Source organism: Longitalea luteola (genome assembly GCF_017356035.1).
GTDB classification, from domain to species: domain Bacteria; phylum Bacteroidota; class Bacteroidia; order Chitinophagales; family Chitinophagaceae; genus Niastella; species Niastella luteola.
Map to the genome: position 1 here is coordinate 22,661 of NZ_JAFIQX010000013.1, position 21,704 is coordinate 44,364.

General features: G+C 44.8%; 12 protein-coding genes. 10 read left to right on the plus strand and 2 right to left on the minus strand.

Annotated elements, in window-relative coordinates; all coding sequences use genetic code 11:
* Positions 1-208 precede the first annotated feature (208 nt).
* From JUB15_RS24340 to JUB15_RS24380, 9 genes are all read left to right on the plus strand, one after another.
* Positions 209-4,294 (plus strand): two-component regulator propeller domain-containing protein, encoded by a 4,086-nt coding sequence (locus tag JUB15_RS24340; RefSeq protein ID WP_207515264.1) that lies wholly within the window; start codon positions 209-211, stop codon positions 4,292-4,294.
* Positions 4,295-4,427: 133 nt separating this feature from the next.
* Positions 4,428-6,647 (plus strand): glycoside hydrolase family 3 C-terminal domain-containing protein, encoded by a 2,220-nt coding sequence (locus JUB15_RS24345; protein ID WP_207515265.1) that lies wholly within the window; start codon positions 4,428-4,430, stop codon positions 6,645-6,647.
* A 120-nt stretch (positions 6,648-6,767) separates the two neighbouring features.
* Positions 6,768-8,621, plus strand: a complete 1,854-nt coding sequence (locus JUB15_RS24350) for a sialate O-acetylesterase (RefSeq protein WP_242696499.1) — start codon at positions 6,768-6,770, stop codon at positions 8,619-8,621.
* A 14-nt stretch (positions 8,622-8,635) separates the two neighbouring features.
* Positions 8,636-10,438 (plus strand): glycoside hydrolase family 2 protein, encoded by a 1,803-nt coding sequence (locus JUB15_RS24355; protein WP_242696500.1) that lies wholly within the window; start codon positions 8,636-8,638, stop codon positions 10,436-10,438.
* Positions 10,439-10,549: 111 nt separating this feature from the next.
* Positions 10,550-12,211: an alpha-L-fucosidase gene (locus JUB15_RS24360; protein ID WP_207515267.1), complete on the plus strand. Its 1,662-nt coding sequence runs from the start codon at positions 10,550-10,552 to the stop codon at positions 12,209-12,211.
* A 357-nt stretch (positions 12,212-12,568) separates the two neighbouring features.
* Complete coding sequence (locus JUB15_RS24365) at positions 12,569-15,751, plus strand: SusC/RagA family TonB-linked outer membrane protein (RefSeq protein WP_207515268.1); 3,183 nt, start codon at positions 12,569-12,571, stop codon at positions 15,749-15,751.
* An 11-nt stretch (positions 15,752-15,762) separates the two neighbouring features.
* The gene (locus JUB15_RS24370) at positions 15,763-17,334 is read left to right on the plus strand and encodes a RagB/SusD family nutrient uptake outer membrane protein (RefSeq protein WP_207515269.1); all 1,572 of its coding nucleotides are present in this window, start codon (positions 15,763-15,765) and stop codon (positions 17,332-17,334) included.
* 80 nt (positions 17,335-17,414) lie between these two features.
* Positions 17,415-18,620 carry a glycan-binding surface protein gene (locus JUB15_RS24375; protein WP_207515270.1) on the plus strand — a complete coding sequence of 402 codons (1,206 nt, stop codon included), beginning with the start codon at positions 17,415-17,417 and terminating at the stop codon, positions 18,618-18,620.
* 120 nt (positions 18,621-18,740) lie between these two features.
* On the plus strand, positions 18,741-20,336 hold the full coding sequence (locus tag JUB15_RS24380; protein WP_207515271.1) for a GH39 family glycosyl hydrolase: 1,596 nt from the start codon (positions 18,741-18,743) through the stop codon (positions 20,334-20,336).
* A 157-nt stretch (positions 20,337-20,493) separates the two neighbouring features.
* Here JUB15_RS24380 and rbp read toward each other — a convergent pair whose 3' ends face one another.
* On the minus strand, positions 20,494-20,808 hold the full coding sequence (gene rbp, locus JUB15_RS24385; RefSeq protein WP_207515272.1) for an RNA-binding regulator: 315 nt from the start codon (positions 20,806-20,808) through the stop codon (positions 20,494-20,496).
* A gap of 208 nt (positions 20,809-21,016) precedes the next feature.
* Positions 21,017-21,265: a hypothetical protein gene (locus JUB15_RS24390; RefSeq protein WP_207515273.1), complete on the minus strand. Its 249-nt coding sequence runs from the start codon at positions 21,263-21,265 to the stop codon at positions 21,017-21,019.
* A gap of 304 nt (positions 21,266-21,569) precedes the next feature.
* Here JUB15_RS24390 and JUB15_RS28670 point away from each other — a divergent pair, with 304 nt between their 5' ends.
* Positions 21,570-21,698 (plus strand): hypothetical protein, encoded by a 129-nt coding sequence (locus JUB15_RS28670; RefSeq protein ID WP_255539673.1) that lies wholly within the window; start codon positions 21,570-21,572, stop codon positions 21,696-21,698.
* Positions 21,699-21,704 lie beyond the last annotated feature (6 nt).

Here is a 21,704-nt window from a genome sequence, read left to right on the forward strand (position 1 = left end):
TATGTAAAGCTGCCTCCTGGTGAATCGGGAGGCAGCCTGGTGAGCAACGCCGATAGAGCAAAAACGTAAAAGTAACGGGCAGGGCTGATTAATTAAAAAAATCGGCCTGTTCGCGCTCCATTTGTTAACTTAATGCGCGATTTTGCAGGAATGTACTCAGCGCTTTTGCGCTGACAATGCAAAATCTCCCTAAGTTAAACTTGTTGCGATGCGTCTTCTTATTCCGATTGCTTTGCTGTTTTTATGGCTCGCTGTTTTTCCTCAAAGTGAGCGTTATAAATTTTCCAAACTAGATATTTTCTCCGGCCTGTCGCATAACCAGGTAAATGCCATTCTGAAAGATTCAGACGGTTTTTTATGGTTTGGCACACTGGCTGGCCTCAACAGGTACGATGGATATTCTTTTAAAACGTTTAGTAAAAAGTATAACGACAGCTTGTCGTTGTATGATAATAATATTCTCTCATTGTATCAATTACCCGGCGGAAAAATATGGGTGATGACCAGAAGCGGACCATCTATATATAATTCGCAAACCGAAAATTTTGACGCTGATTACAATAAATATTTGAGCACACTTGGTTTGCCTTCCGGCTCCATTGTCAGGATCGTAAAAGGAAATAACGGAAGGTACTGGTTTTTGTACGACAACCGCGATCTATACTTCTATTCAGCAGTAGAAAAAAGAGCGCAACGTTTCATGTTCAACCTTCCTGGAAAAATTACCGCTGTTCAGGAAACAAAAGACGGAAAGCTATGGCTCCTGTGTGAAAATGGATTGCTGCAACAGTATGACATAAAAGAAAACATAATTGTTTTTTCCAGCACTGCGGTGCAGGCATTGAACAAAGGGAACATCCACAATAGTATTTTTGTAGACAGCGACGGAGACGTTTGGCTATGGCATTATAATTATGGAGTGCTGCTTTTCCATCCGCAGAACAATTCGGTCAGGGCATTTAACGAAAAAACTTTTTCCTCGAGGTTGCCTTCAAACCTGGTGAGTGAGATCGTTCAGGACGATGAGGGTTTGATCTGGGTGGCGGCAGACCATGGCGGTATTGTGCTGATCAACAAAAAAAGTAACTTCCATACCAGTTATCTGACGAACGATGCCAAAGATCCCCAAACGCTTAGCCATAATAGTATCACCGCAATGTATAAAGATAATAATGGAATTATCTGGCTGGGGACTTACAAGCAGGGAGTTAACTATTTCAATGGCAACATAATAAAATTCCCACATTATTATCATCAGTCATCGAATCCCCGGAGCCTTCAGTACGATGATGTAAACCGCTTTGTAGAAGACAAACAGGGAAATATCTGGATTGGGACCAACGGCGGGGGATTGATCTGGTTCAACAGAAAGAACAATACCTTCAAGCAATACCTGCACGACCCAAACGATCCGGGCAGCCTGAGCAGTAATGTAATTGTAAGCTTGTGCCTAGATCATGAAGGCATCCTGTGGATTGGAACTTACTTCGGCGGGCTCAACAGGTTCGACGGAAAGACATTCACCCGCTACCGCCATAGTGAAGGCGACACTTCAAGTCTGGCAGACGATAAGGTGTGGGAAATTTTTGAAGACAGGGAACAACGATTATGGATAGGTACTTTGGGGGGCGGTATAGACCTTCTCGATAAAAAGACAAACCGGTTTATACATTACCGGTTTAAAGAAGGCGACCAAAGCCTCAATTATATCTCGGCCATTGCTGAAGATCGGGCAGGTAATTTGTGGATAGGCACCGTTTTCGGTATTGTCGTTTTTGAAAAGAATAAGACTGCACCTGTTTTTTACCGGCAAACAAACAATAAAAGTAGTTTAAGCAATAATAATGTTATCTGTTTTTTAGAAGACAGCAAGGGCAGAATGTGGATAGGCACCAGGGAAGGATTGAACCTTTTTGATGAGCACACAAAAAGTTTTCAAACATTCACTACAACAGACGGCCTTCCCGATAATATGATCCTGAATTTGCTGGAAGACAACCGCCAGACATTCTGGATCTCAACGCCCAAAGGATTATGTAATGCTATCCCCCGTGAAACTGAAAACGGTACTCGCTTTGCCATCATCAATTATGATGAAGTAAATAACCTGCAAAACCGGGAATTCAATGAAAATGCAGCATTCAAAACGCGTAGGGGGGAGTTGATCTTCGGAGGACCTTCCGGTTTTAACATCATCGATCCAACTCTGATTCAGCGATCGGCGCATCGGCCGAAAGTTCTTTTCACCGGTTTTCACCTGATGAATAAGAACATTGAGCCAGGTGAGCTGGTGAATGACCGTGTTCTGCTCAAACAGTCTATATCACATGTGCAAAGTATCGATCTCAAGTATATAGAAAATGTCTTCTCTATTGAATTCACCTCGCTCGATTTTGCGCATGGCGCCAGGGAAAAATACGCTTACAGGATGGAAGGGTTTAATGCCGAATGGTTGTACGCCGATGGAAACCAGCGGCGGGCCACGTATACAAACCTTAGTCCCGGTCGTTATACTTTTAAAGTAAAAGCGCTAAGCAGAGATGGTTTGTGGAGTGATATAAGAACCTTGCAGATCAATATTCAGCCGCCATTCTGGCGAACACCCTTTGCATATCTTATTTACACCCTGATGGCTGCTGGTTTATTTTTACTTGCCCGCCGCATTACCCTGGAAAGGATACATATGCGGTATGAAGTAGTGCAACAACGCAGGGAAGCGGAAAGAGCGCATGCCATGGAGCAGTTAAAAACAAAATTCTTTACGAATGTAAGTCATGAGTTTCGCACACCCCTAAGTTTGATCATTGCTCCGTTAGACAGGATCATTAAGCATACGAATGATGAAGAACAGAAAAAGCAGTTGAGCCTTGTTCAACGTAATGCAAAACGTTTATTGAACCTGGTAAACCAGTTACTCGATTTCAGGAAAATGGAGGTACAGGAGGTAAAACTGCATCCGTCCATTGGCGACATTGTGCGATTCAGTAAAGACATAAGCCAGTCGTTTATGGATATTGCAGAAAAAAAGGGTATTCAATTTACCTTCTCGACGAATATTGACAGCCTTCAAATTTACTTCGACAGGGATAAGATAGAGAAGATCCTGTTCAATCTGCTTTCCAACGCCTTTAAATATACGCACGATAATGGAATGGTGCATGTAGGATTGACGTACAACCCGCCTGCAAATAATGAAGGTGACGGGGCTTTTGCTATAGAAGTAAAAGACACGGGCATTGGAATTCCAGCAGACCAGCACGAAAAGATCTTTGAAAGGTTTTTTCAAACAGATACGCCGGAAAGCATGGTAAACCAGGGAACGGGCATCGGTCTGGCCATTACTAAAGAATTCGTAAAACTGCACAATGGGATCATTACCGTAAAAAGCGAACCAGACAAAGGCTCCTGTTTCACCGTGTTATTGCCCGCGAAAACAATATATGAATCATCAACGCGCGTCCTGAACACAGTACTGGCAGAAGAGGCGGAACAGGTAATGCTGGAGGAAAGCCAGAAAAGCGGAAAGAAAAAGACTATTGTAATTGTCGAAGACAATGAAGATCTGCGTTTTTATTTAAAAGACAATCTGCAGGCACAATACCATATCGTAGAAGCCACGAATGGCAAAGAAGGATGGGAAAAAATAAAGCAGCTGAATCCCGACCTGGTCGTGAGTGATATTATGATGCCTTTAATGGATGGCGTTGAACTGGCGCGGAAAATCAAAGCCGAAACGCTTACAGCGCATATTCCCGTGATTCTGCTAACAGCCATGGGAAGCGAGGACAAACAACTGGAGGGTTTGAAGGCAGGCGTGAATGATTACATTACCAAGCCATTTACCTTTGAAATACTCGCATCCCGCATCAGGAACCTGCTGGCCCAGCAGAAGCTGCTGCAGAAAAGGTTTCAGAAGCAGATCGAGGTTAACCCGTCGGAATTAACAGTAACATCTGTTGATGAAAAATTCCTGCAGCAGGCGCTGGAGGTTGTTGAAAGACACCTCGATGATCCCGAATTTTCTGTGGAAGATTTTAGCCGGGAGATGTTTATGAACCGGGTCACCCTGTACAGGAAGATCCATTCACTTACCGCCAAATCACCCCTGGAGTTTATCCGGTCTATCCGGCTGAAAAGAGCTGCACAATTGCTGGAAAAAAGCGGCATGGCGGTGGCCCAGGTTGCTTATGAGGTAGGATTCAATAACCCGAAGCTCTTCACCAAATTTTTTAAAGAAGAGTTTGGTGTTACGCCCTCGCAATATGTCGCCAGTAAAAAAGATAAAAACGGTTAAGGCACGCTGGTAGAATAGATGTGGTGAAAATCAATTTCTTGTAACAAATCATACCCAATTATGAAACATTCGGCTCCCCTGGTTGAAACAGGGTGGTGATAGTTTTACAGCTCAATAACCATTTTATTGCTGTATGAAGATTCGATCCTTGGCTGCTCCTTTCCGGAGTTCTTCCCGGAACAATGTTTTATTTCTTTCTACCGTCTTTTTATTCATGGCGTATGCAACCGATGCACAACATTCGGCTAAGGGCGATATGGCCACTGAACAAAAGATCCATGCGCTGATCAGCGAAATGACTTTGCCGGAAAAGGTAAGCCTGCTGCATGGAAATTCGAAGTTTAATGTGTCAGGCATAAAAAGACTCGGCATTCCTGAGTGGGCGCTGAGCGACGGGCCACATGGTGTGCGGGCTGAAGTTAACAGGCATGATTGGGCTTATGCCGGGTGGACAAATGATTTTGCCACCTGTTTTCCGCCCGGAACAGCATTGGCAGCTACCTGGAATCCGGCGTTGGCCTATAAGCAGGGACTGGTGCTTGGTGAAGAAGCCCGTTTTCGCAAAAAAGATATTTTACTTGGGCCCGGCGTCAACATCATCCGTTCACCATTGTGTGGCCGGAACTTTGAGTACATAAGTGAAGATCCTTTGCTTGTTTCAAAAATGGCCGTTGCCTATATCAAAGCGCTGCAATCAAAAGACGTGGCGGCCAGCGTAAAACACTGGCTGGCCAATAACCAGGAAGAACACCGCGACTCCATTGACGTAACCATGAGCGAAAGGGCTTTACGCGAGATTTATTTACCTGCCTTTAAAGCATCTGTTATGGAAGGTGGCGCCTATACGGTGATGGCAGCTTACAACCGGTTCAGAGGCGAGTGGTGCTCAGAAAATAATTATTTGAACCGGGAGATACTTAGAAAAGAGTTTGGATTCAAAGGGGTATTAATGACCGATTGGTCTGCTGCCCATACAACGGTAAAAGCGGCTTTAACAGGGCTCGACCTGGAAATGGGCACCGATAAAAAAGATTACAACGAATGGTATTTCGCTGATCCTTTAATAAAAGCAGTGGAAGAAGGGAAAGTACCCATGTCGGTAGTTGATGAAAAAGTGGCGAATGTATTGCGCGTCATGTTCAATACAAAGATCTTCGATGAAAAGAGACGCGAACAAGGCAGGATGAATACCCCTGAACATCAGCAGGCTGCCTATAATGCAGCTGCCGAGGCGGCGGTGTTGCTGCAGAATAATGGAAACCTGCTTCCCCTGCATTTTGATAAAATACAATCAATTGCTGTCATAGGTGACAATGCCACCCGTAAACATTGCAGCGGCGGGCTCAGTTCAGAAGTAAAGGCCCTGTATGAAATTACTCCCCTGCAGGCCCTGCAGCAAAAGTTTGGCGCCCGGGTAAAAATCAATTATGCGCGGGGGTACGAAAAGCAATCCACATTCAGGGAAGGCAATAACTCAGGCCAGTCCGGTTCATTGAATGTGAACTGGAAACTGATCGATGAGGCGGTAGCAGTGGCCAGGGAATCGGATGTGGTGCTCATCTTCGGTGGCCTAAACCATGATTTTGATACCGAGTCTGCAGATAAGCAAAATATGGATCTGCCGTACGGCCAGGAGATTTTAATCCAGGAAGTGGCGAAAGCTAATCCGAAAACAGTGGTCGTTATTATTGCCGGCTCTCCGGTACAACTGGCAGGCATTGTTCATCGCGTGCCAGCTATTGTATGGTCCTGGTTTGGTGGTATGGAAGCAGGAAATGCCGTGGTGGATGTGCTGAGTGGCAAAATAAATCCTTCTGGTAAGCTTCCGTTCACACTGCCCGTGTCACTGGCGCAATCACCTGCCCATGCGCTGGGTAATTTTCCCGGCAGCGATCTGAAAGTGAATTATGAAGAAGATATCCTGGTAGGCTACCGGTGGTTTGATACGAAGAAGATCCAGCCGCAGTTCCCTTTTGGTTACGGGCTTTCCTATACGAACTTCTCCATCAGCCAGTTTTCAACTGACAAAACAGGTTATGGAAAAAATGAAACTATCCAGGCGAAATTCACCATCAGGAATACGGGAAGCGTTTACGGCGCTGAAGTGGTGCAGTTATACGTAAGCGACCCGCTTTGTTCCGTATTGCGTCCTGAAAAAGAGTTGAAAGCTTTTCAAAAGATTTTTTTGAAGCCCGGTGAAACAAAGACCGTAGAAATGCCCGTGAAAGTGGCCGATCTGGCATTTTATGACGAATCAAAAAAAGCATGGAACACGGAAGCCGGCGATTACATCCTGCAGTTAGGTAATTCATCGCGCACTATTTTTCAAAAGGTAAAAATTTCAGTTAAGTAAGATCATCATTCAATGAACACGAATAAGGCAACCCGTATATCATTTTTTATAGGATCCATAATTTTATTCAGCGCTCATTGTTATGCTCAAATCGGTTTACCAAAAGTATTTGCTGACAGTATGGTGCTGCAAAGAGAGATGGAAATTCCTGTTTGGGGTAAGGCGGCGCCGGGATCACGGATAACGGGTGAGCTTGGAACGGTGCATACAAGCGCAACAGCCGGCAAAGATGGCAAATGGACGCTTCGTTTTCCGAAGTTTACAGCCGGTGGTCCTTACACGCTCAGGATAGAGGAAGCGGGAAAACCAAATACCGCCATTGAACTGAAAGGCATACTTATCGGAGATGTATGGCTGGCGTCGGGTCAATCGAATATGGAATGGCAGGTGCAGCAGGCCGGGGATGCACGCCGGGAAATTGAAAATGCCAATTTTCCCCAAATACGTTTTCTGGTTGTTAAGCAAGACAAAAAATTATCGCCCCAATCGGATATCAGGGCCGGTAAATGGAAGATCTGTGATACTGCAACTGTAAAGGAGTTCTCGGCCGTTGCTTATTATTTTGCGCGTAAACTGCACAGTGATCATCATATTCCGGTTGGCATAATTCAAAGCACCTGGGGTGGAACGCCGGTGGAGGCGTGGACGAGCCGAGACATGTTGCTTAGATCGTCCATTACCAGGGTACGGACACTCAGCAACGATACCCTTGGTTTTGGTCAGGAAGCGCTTGTCGCGGATAGTTTGAACTGGGTACGCATTTGGAATATAGTTTATAATCCGCAGAATAATGCTGATAAGATCTTTCCGGCTCAGGGCTATAACGATGCTGGCTGGACAAATATTGAAATGCCCAATGTGCTAAGGGATTTCGGAATAGGTCATTATGAAGGAATGGTCTGGCTGCGAAAAAAGTTATCATTGCCTGAATCCTTTGCGGGAAAAGTGCTGACGCTGAACCTGGGCCATCCGGAGATGAACTATTCTCTGTATTTCAATGGGCAGGAGATCTGTAAGAACATCTGGAGTGCCAGCCCCACCCACGTTTATACGATACCGGCATATTTAGTGCAGCGTGGAGAGAATACTATTGCTGTGCGGGTGGCCATGTTATGGGGCGGTGGCGGTTTGAATCCTCCGGCTGATGACCTTTATATTACCGATGGTGCTTCTACCATCTCTTTAGCCGGGAACTGGTTATATAAGAAAGACCTTGAAACGTCTTTTCCGAAAATACGCAATTATCAACATTATCCCTCCGTACTCTTTAATGCAATGATCAACCCGCTTATTCCTTATTGCATCAAAGGATTTATCTGGTACCAGGGCGAAGCGAACGCAGCAGCGGCTTACAATTATCGAACGTTATTTCCCATGCTGATCAAAGACTGGCGGCAACGCTGGCAGCAGGGCAATATTCCATTTCTGTTTGTTCAGTTAGCCAATTACATGAAAACAAAGCCGCTTCCTGCGGAAAGTGAATGGGCCGAATTGCGCGAAGCCCAAACATTGACATTATCACAGGCCAGCACAGGCATGGCCTGCACCATAGATATTGGAGATGCAAATGATATTCATCCAAAAAATAAGCAGGAGGTGGGCCGCCGGCTGGCATTAATTGCCAATAGAATGGTGTACAAACAAGCCGTCATTGCATCCGGTCCGGCGTATGCAGGTTATCGGAAAGAAGGGGACCGTGTCCGCATCCATTTTACCAACGCCGGTTCGGGCCTTTCAACGAAAGATGGAAAAGAAGTAACGGGTTTTGCCATTGCGGGTAAAGACAAAAGATTTTACTGGGCAAAAGCGATTATTGAAGGAAATCATGTGATCGTTTTTTCCAATGAAGTCACAGAACCGGTAGCCGTGCGTTATGCCTGGGCCGACAATCCTGAATGTAACCTGGTAAATTCAGAAGGGTTGCCTGCCATTCCGTTCAGAACGGATACATGGAAGGGAATTACTCAGAAATAAATAAGATTTTTAAAATGAATAGAAACGAAAAAACGAAACAATGGGTATTGGCACTTTTATTCATTTTTTTTATCGTCGGGATTGTCAGCGCCCAGAACGCAATGACAAACATCCAATCCAGAAGGTTAACGAGTTTAAATGGCGAATGGAGGGTTCTTATAGACCCCGTTGGTAGTGGTCAATGGCAGCAGGTTTGGTTAGAAAAACAACCGCAAAAGAAAACTGACTTTTATGAGTATTCGTTTCAAGGCGCCCCCGTATTGAAAGTGCCCGGTGACTTTAATTCCCAGTTGTGTGAATTGACTTATTATGAAGGTATAGTCTGGTACAAAAAAGAATTTAATTATACGGTTCAGATGGGAAGGAGGCTGTTTCTCCATTTCGGGGCTATTAATTATTGGGCTGATGTGTATTTGAACGGTGAAAAAATAGGAAGCCATGAAGGTGGATTTACGCCTTTTCAGTTGGAGATTACCGGCAAAGTAAAGGCAGGGCCAAATGCCATAATTGTCAAAGTAAATAATATGCGTCATAAGACCGGGCTGCCGGGCCTGGGGTACGATTGGTTAAACTATGGTGGCATAACACGTGAAGTTGATTTGATCGAAACCGGCAGCACGTATATTGAGGATTATAGCATTCAATTAAAAAAAGGCAGTTTAAATACTGTCTTGGGTTGGGTTCAATTAAATGGAAATCAACCGGTACAAAATATTAACATAAGAATTCCTGAACTAAACATCTGTTATAAAGCAGGGGCTGATAAGGATGGTCTGGCAAACGTGGAATTTTCGTCCACTTTTAAGCTATGGTCTCCTGACACTCCTAAACGCTATGAGGTTATAATCGAAAGTGAAACGGATACGGTTGTAGATCATATTGGGTTCAGGTGTATTGAAGTGAAAGGAAGTAAAATAGTACTAAACGGAAAGCAGGTCTTTTTGAAAGCGGTAAACATTCACGAAGAAAATCCATTTAAAGGCGCTCGTGCATATTCAGGAAATGATGCTAAATTATTACTGAATGCGGCTAAAGAGCTGGGATGTAATCTTGTTCGGCTGGCACACTATCCGCACAATGAGCGTATGGTCAAAGAAGCAGAAACTATGGGCCTGATGGTATGGAGCGAAATTCCGGTATACCAGCATATTGAATTTGCTGACACTTCGGTTGCACGTAAAATGGAGATAATGCTTAAAGGGATGGTACGCAGGGATAGAAATCGCTGTGCGATCGTTATTTGGAGCCTGTCCAACGAAACCTATCCGGGAACTCCGGGCCGGGATAAAGCGCTTGTTGAACTTACAAAAAAATGCAAAGCCATTGATTCTGCAAGATTGATTACGCATGTTATAAACACCCAGCGATACGAACACAATACTTTCCATGTGTGGGATACGCTTCACCGGCATGCTGATATTATTTCCATCAATGAATATATTGGATGGTATATTCCCTGGCAGGGTTTGCCTTCGGCCACAAAATGGGAATTGGTCTGCCCCGAAAAACCGGTATTTATTGCTGAGTTTGGCGGTGAAGCGTTGTCTGGCAATCAGCAGAAGCCAACGGATGAAGCTGCTTTTTGGACCGAAGCGTACCAGGCAAAAATATATACCAGCCAAATTGAAATGTTCCATACGGTTCCCAACTTATGCGGAGTATGTCCCTGGCTATTGTTTGACTATCGGTCACCGGGAAGAATGCATCCTGTTTATCAGAAAGGTTATAACCGGAAAGGGTTGTTGTCCGATAAAGGTGAAAAGAAGAAGGCCTGGTACATAATGAAAGCCTATTATAAAGGCGATGCTCAAAAATAGCACGGTAAGGCCGGGATCCGGTTCGATTAAAAGGAAATTTTCTTTAAACGATCATCCCGGTGCTGTAAGAGAGCAGTATCTTCATTTTTATAAAACGCACAACCAGCACATATGAAAAGAAGAACATTGATAAAAGGAATGGCCGCCACTTTGCCATCATTATGGTTATCGCGGGCATTGGGTAACCAGTTTTTCGAGGACCCTTTCGGGGGTGAACTTATGGCAAACGGGCCATTCAAACCTACCTGGGAATCGTTGCAGAATTATAAAACACCTGAGTGGTTCCGTGATGCCAAGTTCGGCATGTGGGCGCACTGGGGGCCACAATGCCAACCTGAAGCGGGCGACTGGTATGCAAGAGGCATGTACCAGGAAGGATCATGGCAATATAAGGTTCATCTGCAAAAATATGGTCATCCTTCAAAGTTTGGATTTAAAGACGTGATCAACGAATGGAAAGCAGCCAATTGGGATCCGGAAGAATTAGTGCGTTTGTATAAGAGTGCTGGTGCGCAGTATTTTATGGCCATGGCCAATCACCACGACAATTTTGATCTGTACGATAGCAGGTATCAGAAGCATTGGAACGCCACCAAAATCGGCCCTAAGAAGGATCTGATTGGTGGTTGGGCAAAAGCAGCCAGAAACAATGGACTTCCGTTTGGCGTGAGTGTTCATGCATCCCACGCATGGCGCTGGTATGAAGTAGCGCAACAGGCCGATAAAACAGGCCCGCTTGCAGGTATTCCGTATGACGGAAAACTTACCAGGGCAGATGGCAAAGGAAAATGGTGGGAAGGATTAAACCCGCAGGAGTTATATGCACAGGACCATCCTTTGAGCGAGGAGAGTGTAGATGATCATTCCATTCACAAACAATGGAATTGGGGCAATGGAGCTTATCCGCCCAGTAAAGCCTACATTGAAAAGTTTTACAATAGAACAATTGATCTCATAAACAAGTATGATCCCGATGTATTGTATTTCGATGATTCGCAATTGCCTTTATGGCCAGTAAGTGATGCAGGTTTGCGCATTGCAGCTCATTTGTATAATAAAAGCATTAAGGAACATGGGGAACTTCGCGCAGTGATCAATGGAAAGATTTTGGATGAGAACCAACGCAAGGCCATGGTATGGGACATTGAAAGAGGGCAGGCCAATGAGATCCAGCCGCTTCCCTGGCAAACGGATACCTGCATCGGCAACTGGCATTATGATCGTGGATTGTATGAACGCGATGGGTATAAGACCGCAAAGACGGTAATCCAAACCCTGGTAGATATTGTGAGCAAGAATGGCAATTTAATGTTGAACATACCGGTACGAGGTGACGGAACCATCGATGAAAAAGCAAGAAGAATTGTGGAGGAAACTGGCAAATGGATGAAAGTAAACAGCGAAAGTATTTATGGTACAAGACCCTGGAAAATATTTGGTGAAGGGCCGGCACAGGAGGCGGCAGCCAAATTGAGTGCACAGGGTTTTAATGAAGGAAAAGGAAAGCCGTTCACCCATGAAGACATTCGCTATAATACAAAAGGCGATGTACTTTATGCCACTGCCATGGGCTGGCCACGGGACGGGAAGCTTGTTATAAAAAGCCTGGCAAAGAACAGTCGGCATCTTCCGCAGGAAATTCAAAAAGTGGAATTGTTAACGACAAAGCAATCATTGCCTTTCGAAAGAACGGAAGACGCCTTGATGGTTACCCTGCCGGAAAGGACTTCGGAGGAGTTGACGTATGCAAATGTTATAAAGGTTCTTACATAGGCCTGAAAGGGGCTTTTATGAAAAACGGGCGCTTGGCAAACAGGCAGGTCACAAGGGTGGCCTGCCTGTTTGCTTTTACCATCAGGTCTTCGCTTTCCATACTGGTGAAAATCATTTGCTTGCAACATTTGCTGCCATAATCTGCAACAATCGGGGCCCCTGGGTTGAACAACCGGGCGATAGCTTTATGGAACATCGCCGACCGGCAATGAGACTGCTTGGCGTTGCTGATAAGTCGTGATTTTTATTTGCCGATGCCATTACATTGAACATTTATACCGGCACAGATGGGTAAGCGACCCTAAAGTATGATGGAAAACAGCTAACGATTAAATGTTGTCAAGTAAACATTTACATATGAAACTAACCAAAACGATTCGCTTGCGAAAATTGCTGCTATGGGCTTCCTGTTGCCTGATCATATTGAACAGCCAGGCCCAGGAAGGAGGCGGCCTCAAAAAGATCACCGGAAAAATAGTCGCATCCGGCGGCAACACGCCTGTTCAGGATGCCACCATTTTTATTGCGGCAACAAATTCCAGTGCCACATCCGATCAAAATGGCTTCTTTACCATTGAAGCAAAAGAAGGAGATATATTGATCATTAGCATGATCGGCTATGTGAAGAAAGAAATCAAGGTAGGTAAAAAGAATACCGTGGAAGTGAAACTGGAACAAAATGTATTGAAGCTCGATGATGTGGTGGTCATCGGTTACGGAAAAACAAAACGGAAAGACGTTACCGGCGCCATATCTTCTGTTACCGGGGAGGAGATAAGGAAAGTACAGCCTGTTACCCTCGATCAGGCGCTGCAGGGAAAGGTTCCGGGCGCTGTGGTACAACAGGTATCAGGGCAACCCGGCGGTGCAGTCTCCATTCAAATCCGCGGATTGTCTTCGTTTGGGAATAATCCACCCCTGTATGTAATAGATGGGGTCATTATCGGTGGAACCGGTGTCAGTGGCAGCGGCAGCAATCCGTTGGCCAGCATCAATCCTTCTGAAGTTGAATCGATCGACGTGTTAAAAGATGCTTCCGCTACAGCGATCTACGGTTCACAGGCCACCAACGGCGTCATTATTATAACTACCAAAAGAGGACAGGCAGGCCCGCCGAAAATAACCTATGATGTGTATGCCGGTCAGCAGCAATTGCCCAAAGATTATGCGACCATGAACCTGCGGGAATATGCGCAGTTCATGAACGAGAAATCGGCGGTCATAGGCTATGACCTCCGGCCGCAATTTACCAATCCCCAATACCTCGGCGAAGGCACCAACTGGCAGAAGGTTTTGTTCAGGAACGCCCCTATGCAAAATCATAACGTTACGGTAGCTGGTGGCGATAACAGAACGCAGTACCTGCTGTCCGGTTCTTATTTTCAGCAGGAGGGTATTGCGCTCGGATCGAATTTCACCCGTGCATCTGTTCGGTTAAACCTGGATAATAAAACCACCAACTGGCTCAAAACCGGCATCAGCCTCCAGTTGGCCCGCATTGGTGAAAAGGTGAACAGTACCAACTCGAACGTTATTCAAACTGCCCTGAGGCAAACGCCCGACGTAAATGTGCAGAACGCCGATGGAAGCTGGGGTGGCAATGATCCGAATATATACGGTGCGTATGCCCAGAACCCCTATGCCATAGCGCTTATTATAAAGGACCAGAAAAAGCGGAGCCAGATCTTTGGAAATGCCTATGCGGAAATAACATTTACGCGCGATCTAACGCTTAGGAACGAAGCATCGGGCAGTTTTGATTTTGGAACGCAGGACCATTTCACGCCCACCTATACCATGGGCAATGTTGTTAATAAAGTGAATTCCTCTACCTATAACTATGGGCAGAACTACTACACTACGCTCAGGAACTATTTAACCTTTTCCCGATTGTTTGCCACTAAGTATTATATAAACGCCTTGTTGGGGCATGAAGCACAGTTAAGCACATTCGAAAATGTTTCTGCTACCCGGAAGAACTTCCCTTCGAACAATGTACAGGCGATTAACAGCGGTGATGCCACCACGGCAACGAATACAGGCGACAAAGGGCAAAACGCCCAGGAGTCGTATTTCGGGCGGCTTAATTTCACTTATAACGACAGGTACCTGCTTACAGGTAATATCCGCTACGATGGCTCATCGAAATTTGCACCGGGCAACCGCTGGGTAGCTACATGGTCTGGCGCCCTTGCCTGGAAGATCAACAACGAAGATTTCTTCAAACAGGTAACTGCTGTAAATGAACTGAAGCTGCGGGCAGGGTATGGGCTTACCAATAACCAGAATATTGCCGATAACAGCTACGTGGCTTCGTTGAATACCATTTCCACCGGTTTGTCAGGTATTGCCCAGCTTGCGGCAAATTTACCTAACCCAATGGTACAATGGGAGAAAACAAAATATGCCAACATTGGTCTTGATGGTGCATTCTTTAACTGGAGGATCAGTTTTTCAGTTGACTATTACGACCGCCAAACGGATGGCCTTTTATTAAGCCTGCCCCTGCCATTATATTCCGGCACCGTTCCTTCTACCGGCTGGACGCCCGGTGCGCTGGCTGCTCCTTACAAGAACATAGCTGCTGTCAGCAACAAGGGGTTTGATCTGCGGATCAGTTCTGTGAATGTAAGGAACAACCATTTTACCTGGAAAACAGATGTCACCGTATCGCACAACAACAATAAGATACTGGCGCTTAATGCCGAGGGGGCGGCATTGTATGGTTATTATGGCACTACGATCGCTGCGAAATCAGTGGTAGGCCGTTCCATAGGTGAATTCTGGGGATATCAGACAGACGGGCTGTTCACCGGCGCTGAAGACTTTAAAACCCATCCTGCCATTCCGGTAAACCCTGCTACCGGTGTAAAAATACCTATAACGCCTACTACAGGTGGTGTTTGGGTAGGTGATGTAAAATTCCGCGACCTGAACGGAGATACGGTCATCGATCAGCGCGACCAAACTTATTTAGGTTCTCCTATTCCAAGGTTTCAGTTAGGGTTTAATAATACGTTCTCGTATAAGAATTTTGATCTCAATCTTTTCTTTAGCGCCAATATCGGCAATAAAGTGTTGAACACATTACGCATCACGGGCGATAACCCCAATCAGAACTTCGGTTATTTTAAATCTGTGCTCGATTATGCGCGGTTGGAAATGGTTGATCCGAACGGGTCGGCAAACGATGTGAATAATGTATATGTAGCGAATCCCTCAACAAAGATCGTAAGAATAAGCCAGAGCAGCGGCAATGATAACGAGCGTATATCTGACCGGTACATTGAAGATGGCGCATTCGTGCGGTGTAAAAATATTGCACTGGGCTATACATTACCCGGTAAACTTCTTGAAAAAGTGCATTTACATTCTTTAAGGGTATACATAAATGTCACCAATGCTTTCATTATTACCAGGTATAAAGGAATGGACCCGGAAATAGGTTCCTGGAACCCGCTGCTCGCCGGTGTAGACAACGGGTTTTATCCACAGCCGCGTGTATTTACAATAGGAGCCAACCTTGCCTTAACCAAGTAAATAAGATCAATATGAAATCAACATATAAACTGTTTATTCCGCTGTTCTTTGTGCTGGCATGTTCTGTGAGTTGCCGCAAAAGCTTTCTCGACCGCCCGTCTTTATCACAGGTTACATCGGATAATTTTTATAAAACCACTGCAGACCTACGGCTGGCAACAGCTGGTTTGTATGGCGGCCCTATCTGGTTCGACTGGATTTATTTTCCTTACCTCGGCATGGGCGACATATTAAGCGGTAATCTCCTGCAACCTTACAATGCCGATCTGGTACAGTTTACTACTTTTTCAATTACAGGCGACAACAGCCAGCTTGCCAATACATGGCGTGGTTTTTTCAAGATCGTGGCGCAATCCAATGTTACCATCAACGCCATCAATGCAAAAGCGCCTTCCACCATTCCTGCAAAAGATGTGAATGCGGCGCTGGCAGAAGCGAGGTTCATCAGGGCTACCGCCTATTTTCATTTGGTGCAGTTATGGGGTGCCGTACCGCTGATAGAAGACAACACCAAATTGATAGATTCTCCATTGGTACGACGTAATACGGTGCCTGATGTATATAAGTTTATTGCTTCCGATCTGACCTTTGCAGCACAGCATCTTCCGGCTTCAGATGCGCCAGGAAGAGTAACTACCTGGTCGGCCCAGGGCATGTTAAGCAAAGTGTATTTAACCTGGGCTGGTCTTAACCAGAATATGACCCGTAACCAGGCATTGTTAGACAGCGCTAAATTGTATGCGGGCAATGTGTGCAATAAAAGCGGCTTATCACTGTTGCCGAGTTATTATAATTTGTTCAGGACCCAGTACAATGATAATCCCGAATCCTTATTTGCATTGCAATGGCCGGCTGGGGTGGGCTATGCATATGGCAATGCGCTACAGGCGCAATTTGCGCCCAGCGGCGACCTGGTAACCGGCGGTGGCGGCTGGGGCGGTGCTATCGGCCCCACATACGATTTGTATACCCTTTATACTTCGCAGGATTCCATACGCCGCAAAGCTTCATTTATGCTCACCGGTGATTTTTATCCTGAACTCAATGCAGCCGCAGGAGGGTATAAAGCTACAGGATGCAATCTTAAAAAACATATTGTAGGCACCGCCGCCGATAACAATTCTCCTACTATGGATCTATGGTCATCTATCGAGCATAATGCCATATTGCGTTTAGCCGATGTGTATCTGATATATGCAGAAGCTGTTTTGGGTAACAATACTTCTACAACAGATGCCGAGGCCCTCAAGTTCTTCAATAAAGTAAGAACAAGGGCCGGTATAGATCCTGCACCGTTGATCACTGCGGATACCCTGTTCAGGGAAAGAAGGATTGAACTCGTTTATGAAAGCCAGTTCTGGTTCGATTTGGTGAGACTTTCATATTATAACCCGCAAAAAGCGATCGAGTCTATAAATAACCAGAAACGGCAATTGTTTACCTACAGCAATGGCATTGCTACACCTACGCCATATAATGTAGCCATTACTCCTGCCACTGTAAACACATTTACATTGCCCTTGCCCGCTACGGAGCTAACGGCGAATCCCAGATTGGCAGAGCCGCCGGTAGCGTATTATTAAGCAGGGTGCCACACCTCTTTTTCGTGGAGTACAGGTGTGGCACACCTAGGTCAGTTTTCCACCAAACAAAAAAGATAATAATGAAAAAGATATTATATAGATCTGTTCACTGCTGCTTATTGCTGTGCCTGATCATGGCATCGCTGCCCGGGTGCAAAAAAGAAACCTCGAACGCCCCGGTAATAACAGGTGTACGCAATTTTGCACTCGCTCCCGGCGACTCCATAGTCAACAGCCTGATACCCGGGCAATGGATCGTATTGCTTGGGCACAATTTAAAAGGAGCCACACAAATATATTTCAATGGCGTGGTCACATCGTTCAACAGTGCCCTGTTTTCCGATACCAGTGCCGCTGTACAGGTGCCTTCGGTGATCCCTTTTCCTTCCATTGCTGCTGATCAGCTCAATACTATACGGTATATTACCCCTCACGGATCAACGACGTTTACATTCAATATAGTAGCGCCGCCACCCACAATTGAAAGCGTTTCAAACGAAAATGCCCAGGCTGGTGATTCCGTTCGGGTATATGGCCTGAATTTCTTTTTCATAAAAAACATCACATTCGCCGGTTCGCCCGTAACCAGTTGGAAAGAAGCCGATGACGGTACTTCCTTTGGGTTCGTTGTTCCTTCACTTAGCCAAAGTGCCCCGTTGGTGATCACAACCGAATCAGGCACTGCCGCTACTGTATATAATATGAACGATGTCACCACCGGCGCCCTTTGCAATTTTGATGATGTGAATACTTATAGCTGGGGAGCTACGGGTACCAGTAACAGCAATTCGCTTTTTTCCGGTAACAGAGGCTACTATGCGATTTTACAAAACGGTAATTTAAATGCGAACGAATGGTCGTGGTGGAATACCGGCCGAAGCATCAACACCAATGGAGTTCAATGGGTTCCGGCTGATAGTTTGAATGTGCCTATAGGGGATTATGCATTGAAGTTTGAAGTGAACGCACCTGCTCCGTGGAACGGAGGATCGATCTATGTCGTAAAAGATTATAGTACAGGTTACGTAGGACGTTATGAACCCTGGAAAGATGCAGACGGAAATACATCCAACTATTCAACTGCAGGCTGGCGAACAGTTACCATCCCATTGTCGATGTTTCTTAAGAATAATGGCACCGGCACCGCAGCCTCTTCATTAACGGAACTATTAGGCAGTTCCGGTTCCGGTAGTGTGAATATTTGGCTTATCAATAATTCGCCGGCGCCCACAGCCACCGGAACTAGTTTGGCTTTTGACAATATCCGGGTAGTAAAGATCAGGTAATATAAAGACTCAATTTTTAAAAACTGTGAATGCTGAACTAAAGGAGATCATAAAGCGTCCCTGCAGATAGGGACGCTTTTAATAATTCAGCGTTTGCAATAGAAGATTCAAAGGTTTTATATGAAACAGAACAGGATCATTTTATTTGTGCTTACCAGCCTGGCCGCAAGTTGTGCTTTCGCTCAAAACAGACCGGGCAAAAAGGTGGGAATATCCGAAAGGCGTATCAATATTGATTTCAACCGGCAGAAAGGATTATTGAATACAATGTTCAATGAATGTGTGGGCGCCGGCAGAGCTAATGAAGGATTGCGGGCCGACTGGCAGCAGCAACTGGCTTATGTGAAAAAAGAATGTGGGTTCAGGTACATCCGGATGCACGGGCTGTTAACAGACGACATGGCTGTGTATAAAGAAGATAAAAATGGCAATCCCGAATACAATTTTATGTATATCGATGTCCTGTTCGATTTCCTGCAAAGTATAGGCATGAAACCGTTTGTAGAACTTGGCTTTATGCCAGGGGCGCTTGCCAGCGGTAATCAAACCATTTTCTGGTGGCGGGGAAATGTAACACCGCCTAAAGATTATGAAAAATGGGCTGGCCTGGTGCGTGCCCTTACGCAACATTTTACTGAACGTTATGGCGCCGAAGAAGTAAAGACCTGGTACTTCGAAGTTTGGAACGAACCCAATCTTTCACCCGGATTCTGGGCTGGAACGCAGGAAGATTATTTCAAATTATATAAATACACGGCGCAGGCCATTAAAAATGTGAACAGCGAATATCGGGTTGGTGGCCCGGGAACTGCCGGCGCCGCCTGGGAACCCGAATTGATAGCCTATTGCCATAAGAATAAGGTGCCCCTGGATTTTATAAGTACGCATGCCTACGGCGTGAAACAGGGGTACCTTGATGAGTTTGGTAACTCAGGTACGGTGCTCGATAAAAATCCCATGAGCGTAAGTGGTGAGGTGCTTCAGTCGCGAAAAGAGATCACTGGTTCGGCAATGCCGCAGCTGGAATTGCATTACACTGAATGGAGTGCATCTTATACGCCCGCTGATCCTATTCATGACAGCTACCACGAAGCAGCTTATGTGCTGCAAAAGCTGAAACAGGTTGGTAACGCAGCTAATTCCATGTCGTATTGGGTGTTCACCGATATTTTTGAAGAAGCCGGACCTCGATTTACCCCTTTTCATGGCGGGTTTGGCATGTTGACCATCCAGGGTATTAACAAGCCTGTATTCTATGCTTACCAGTTCCTGAACCGGTTGGGAAATATTGAATTGCTGAATACTGATTCTGCCTCCTGGGTGTGCAAAGATGCATCGGGAAATATGCAAATGCTGGTTTGGGATTTCACCAACACACATCCGGGTGATTCAGTACATAACCAGGATTATTACATTCGCGACCTGCCGGCAACATCTAAAGGAAAATTAAAGATCAATTTCGCAAATGTGCCCGGCGGCATGTATTCGCTTGAAGTGTATAAAGTGGGGTACAGAAGCAATGATGTATATTCTTCTTATTTGTCTATGGGAAGGCCCTCACAACTTAACAGGCAACAGGTGGATCAACTAAAGAAACAAAACGATGGATCTCCAATATCCAGAGAGATTATTTCAGTAAAAAGCGGAATGCCTCTTTTGAAAGAGCTGGAGTTGCGGGAAAACGATGTTTATTTTCTCAATTTAGTTAAACTGTAGAATGCGGCTGATTGCATGACGTCGGGGTATTGTGGCGTCTCGGTCGGCAGCAGTTTAAACAATTAATAAATTGAAAGTAATTGCCGTTGATATGTGCTGCACGCAGGAAGTAATGTCAAAAGCCCCTTTCGGGGCTTTGATCTGCAGTCGAAATGAATTAGTATCTATTCTTATTATAACTATTTCCATTGTTAAAACCGCTTCTTCCACTGCCACGAGATGATCTTTCTTCTCTTGGTTTGGCAACAGATACACTGATTGTTCTGTTCTCCACTGTTGCCCCATCAAGTTCTGCAATGGCTTTTTTTGAAGCCGTTTCATCCGCCATTTCAACAAAGCCGAAACCTCTTGATCTCCCGGTTTCTCTATCTGTGATAACTTTGGCAGAAGTAACCTCTCCATACGGAGCGAAAAAATCTTTTAAGTCTTCATCTTGTACGTTGAAGCTTAAATTTGAAACATAAATGTTCATTTGAAAAAAATTAATTGATAAAAAATTTCGAGGAAGGCATGCAGTAAGAAACTAACTAAAATGCAGATAAACTAGGCAATGTAATTAATGAATACTAATGCGAGGCTCAAATTAACATACCAAAGGTAAGATAAATATTTTAGATAAAAAAAAAGAAAAGGCCTGCTCTTGTTCGTGTAACCAGGCAGGCCTTTGCTTTTTAACCTAATCAGTTGATTAAATCACTTATTGGAATGGCTTCCAGATAATGGCTTATTGCATTTGTATCGGGCAGTACCCGATACTCTTCGATGGCCTTGTTAGCCAAGTTGCAATAAGCTTCAATGTAATAATTGTCAAGTTGAAAGAGAAAAATAGTAACATCCGGGTAGGTTCTTTGAGCCAATGCAACTGCATTATTCATTACAGTGCTTTTTTTATCCTCCTCATTTAACAAAATAAATTCAGAAAGCTTCATAATGTTAATTTTAAAAGTTAACTAACAAAGACTTGCTTAAACTTTAACAAAACTGATGAACGAGAATAAATCCGTAAAACGATAACTATTACTGACAAAAAGCAAAAAAATCGAGATGCAAAAACTGGCAACTAAAAAAAGTAATACGTCAGTGAGAAAAGAGGCTGATTGACGCAAAAATCGGAACATTGCAAATATAGTAAATTCAATCTTTTACACAATCAATCAGGTATATTTGTGACCGATCTTTTTCAGTCTTACAGAATAACGGTCATTTGTTATTCTTTATTTTAACTTGATCAAAATGGTCGGGGCGCCGGACCTGCAATTGAACCCTGAAATGATCTTGCGCAAAGCCAGCCTGCTGCAAATGCCGTTTGAGATCTGGTTCTTTTTCGACGTTTTTATTTTTCTTTGTACAAGCATCTTGTAGAAGTAA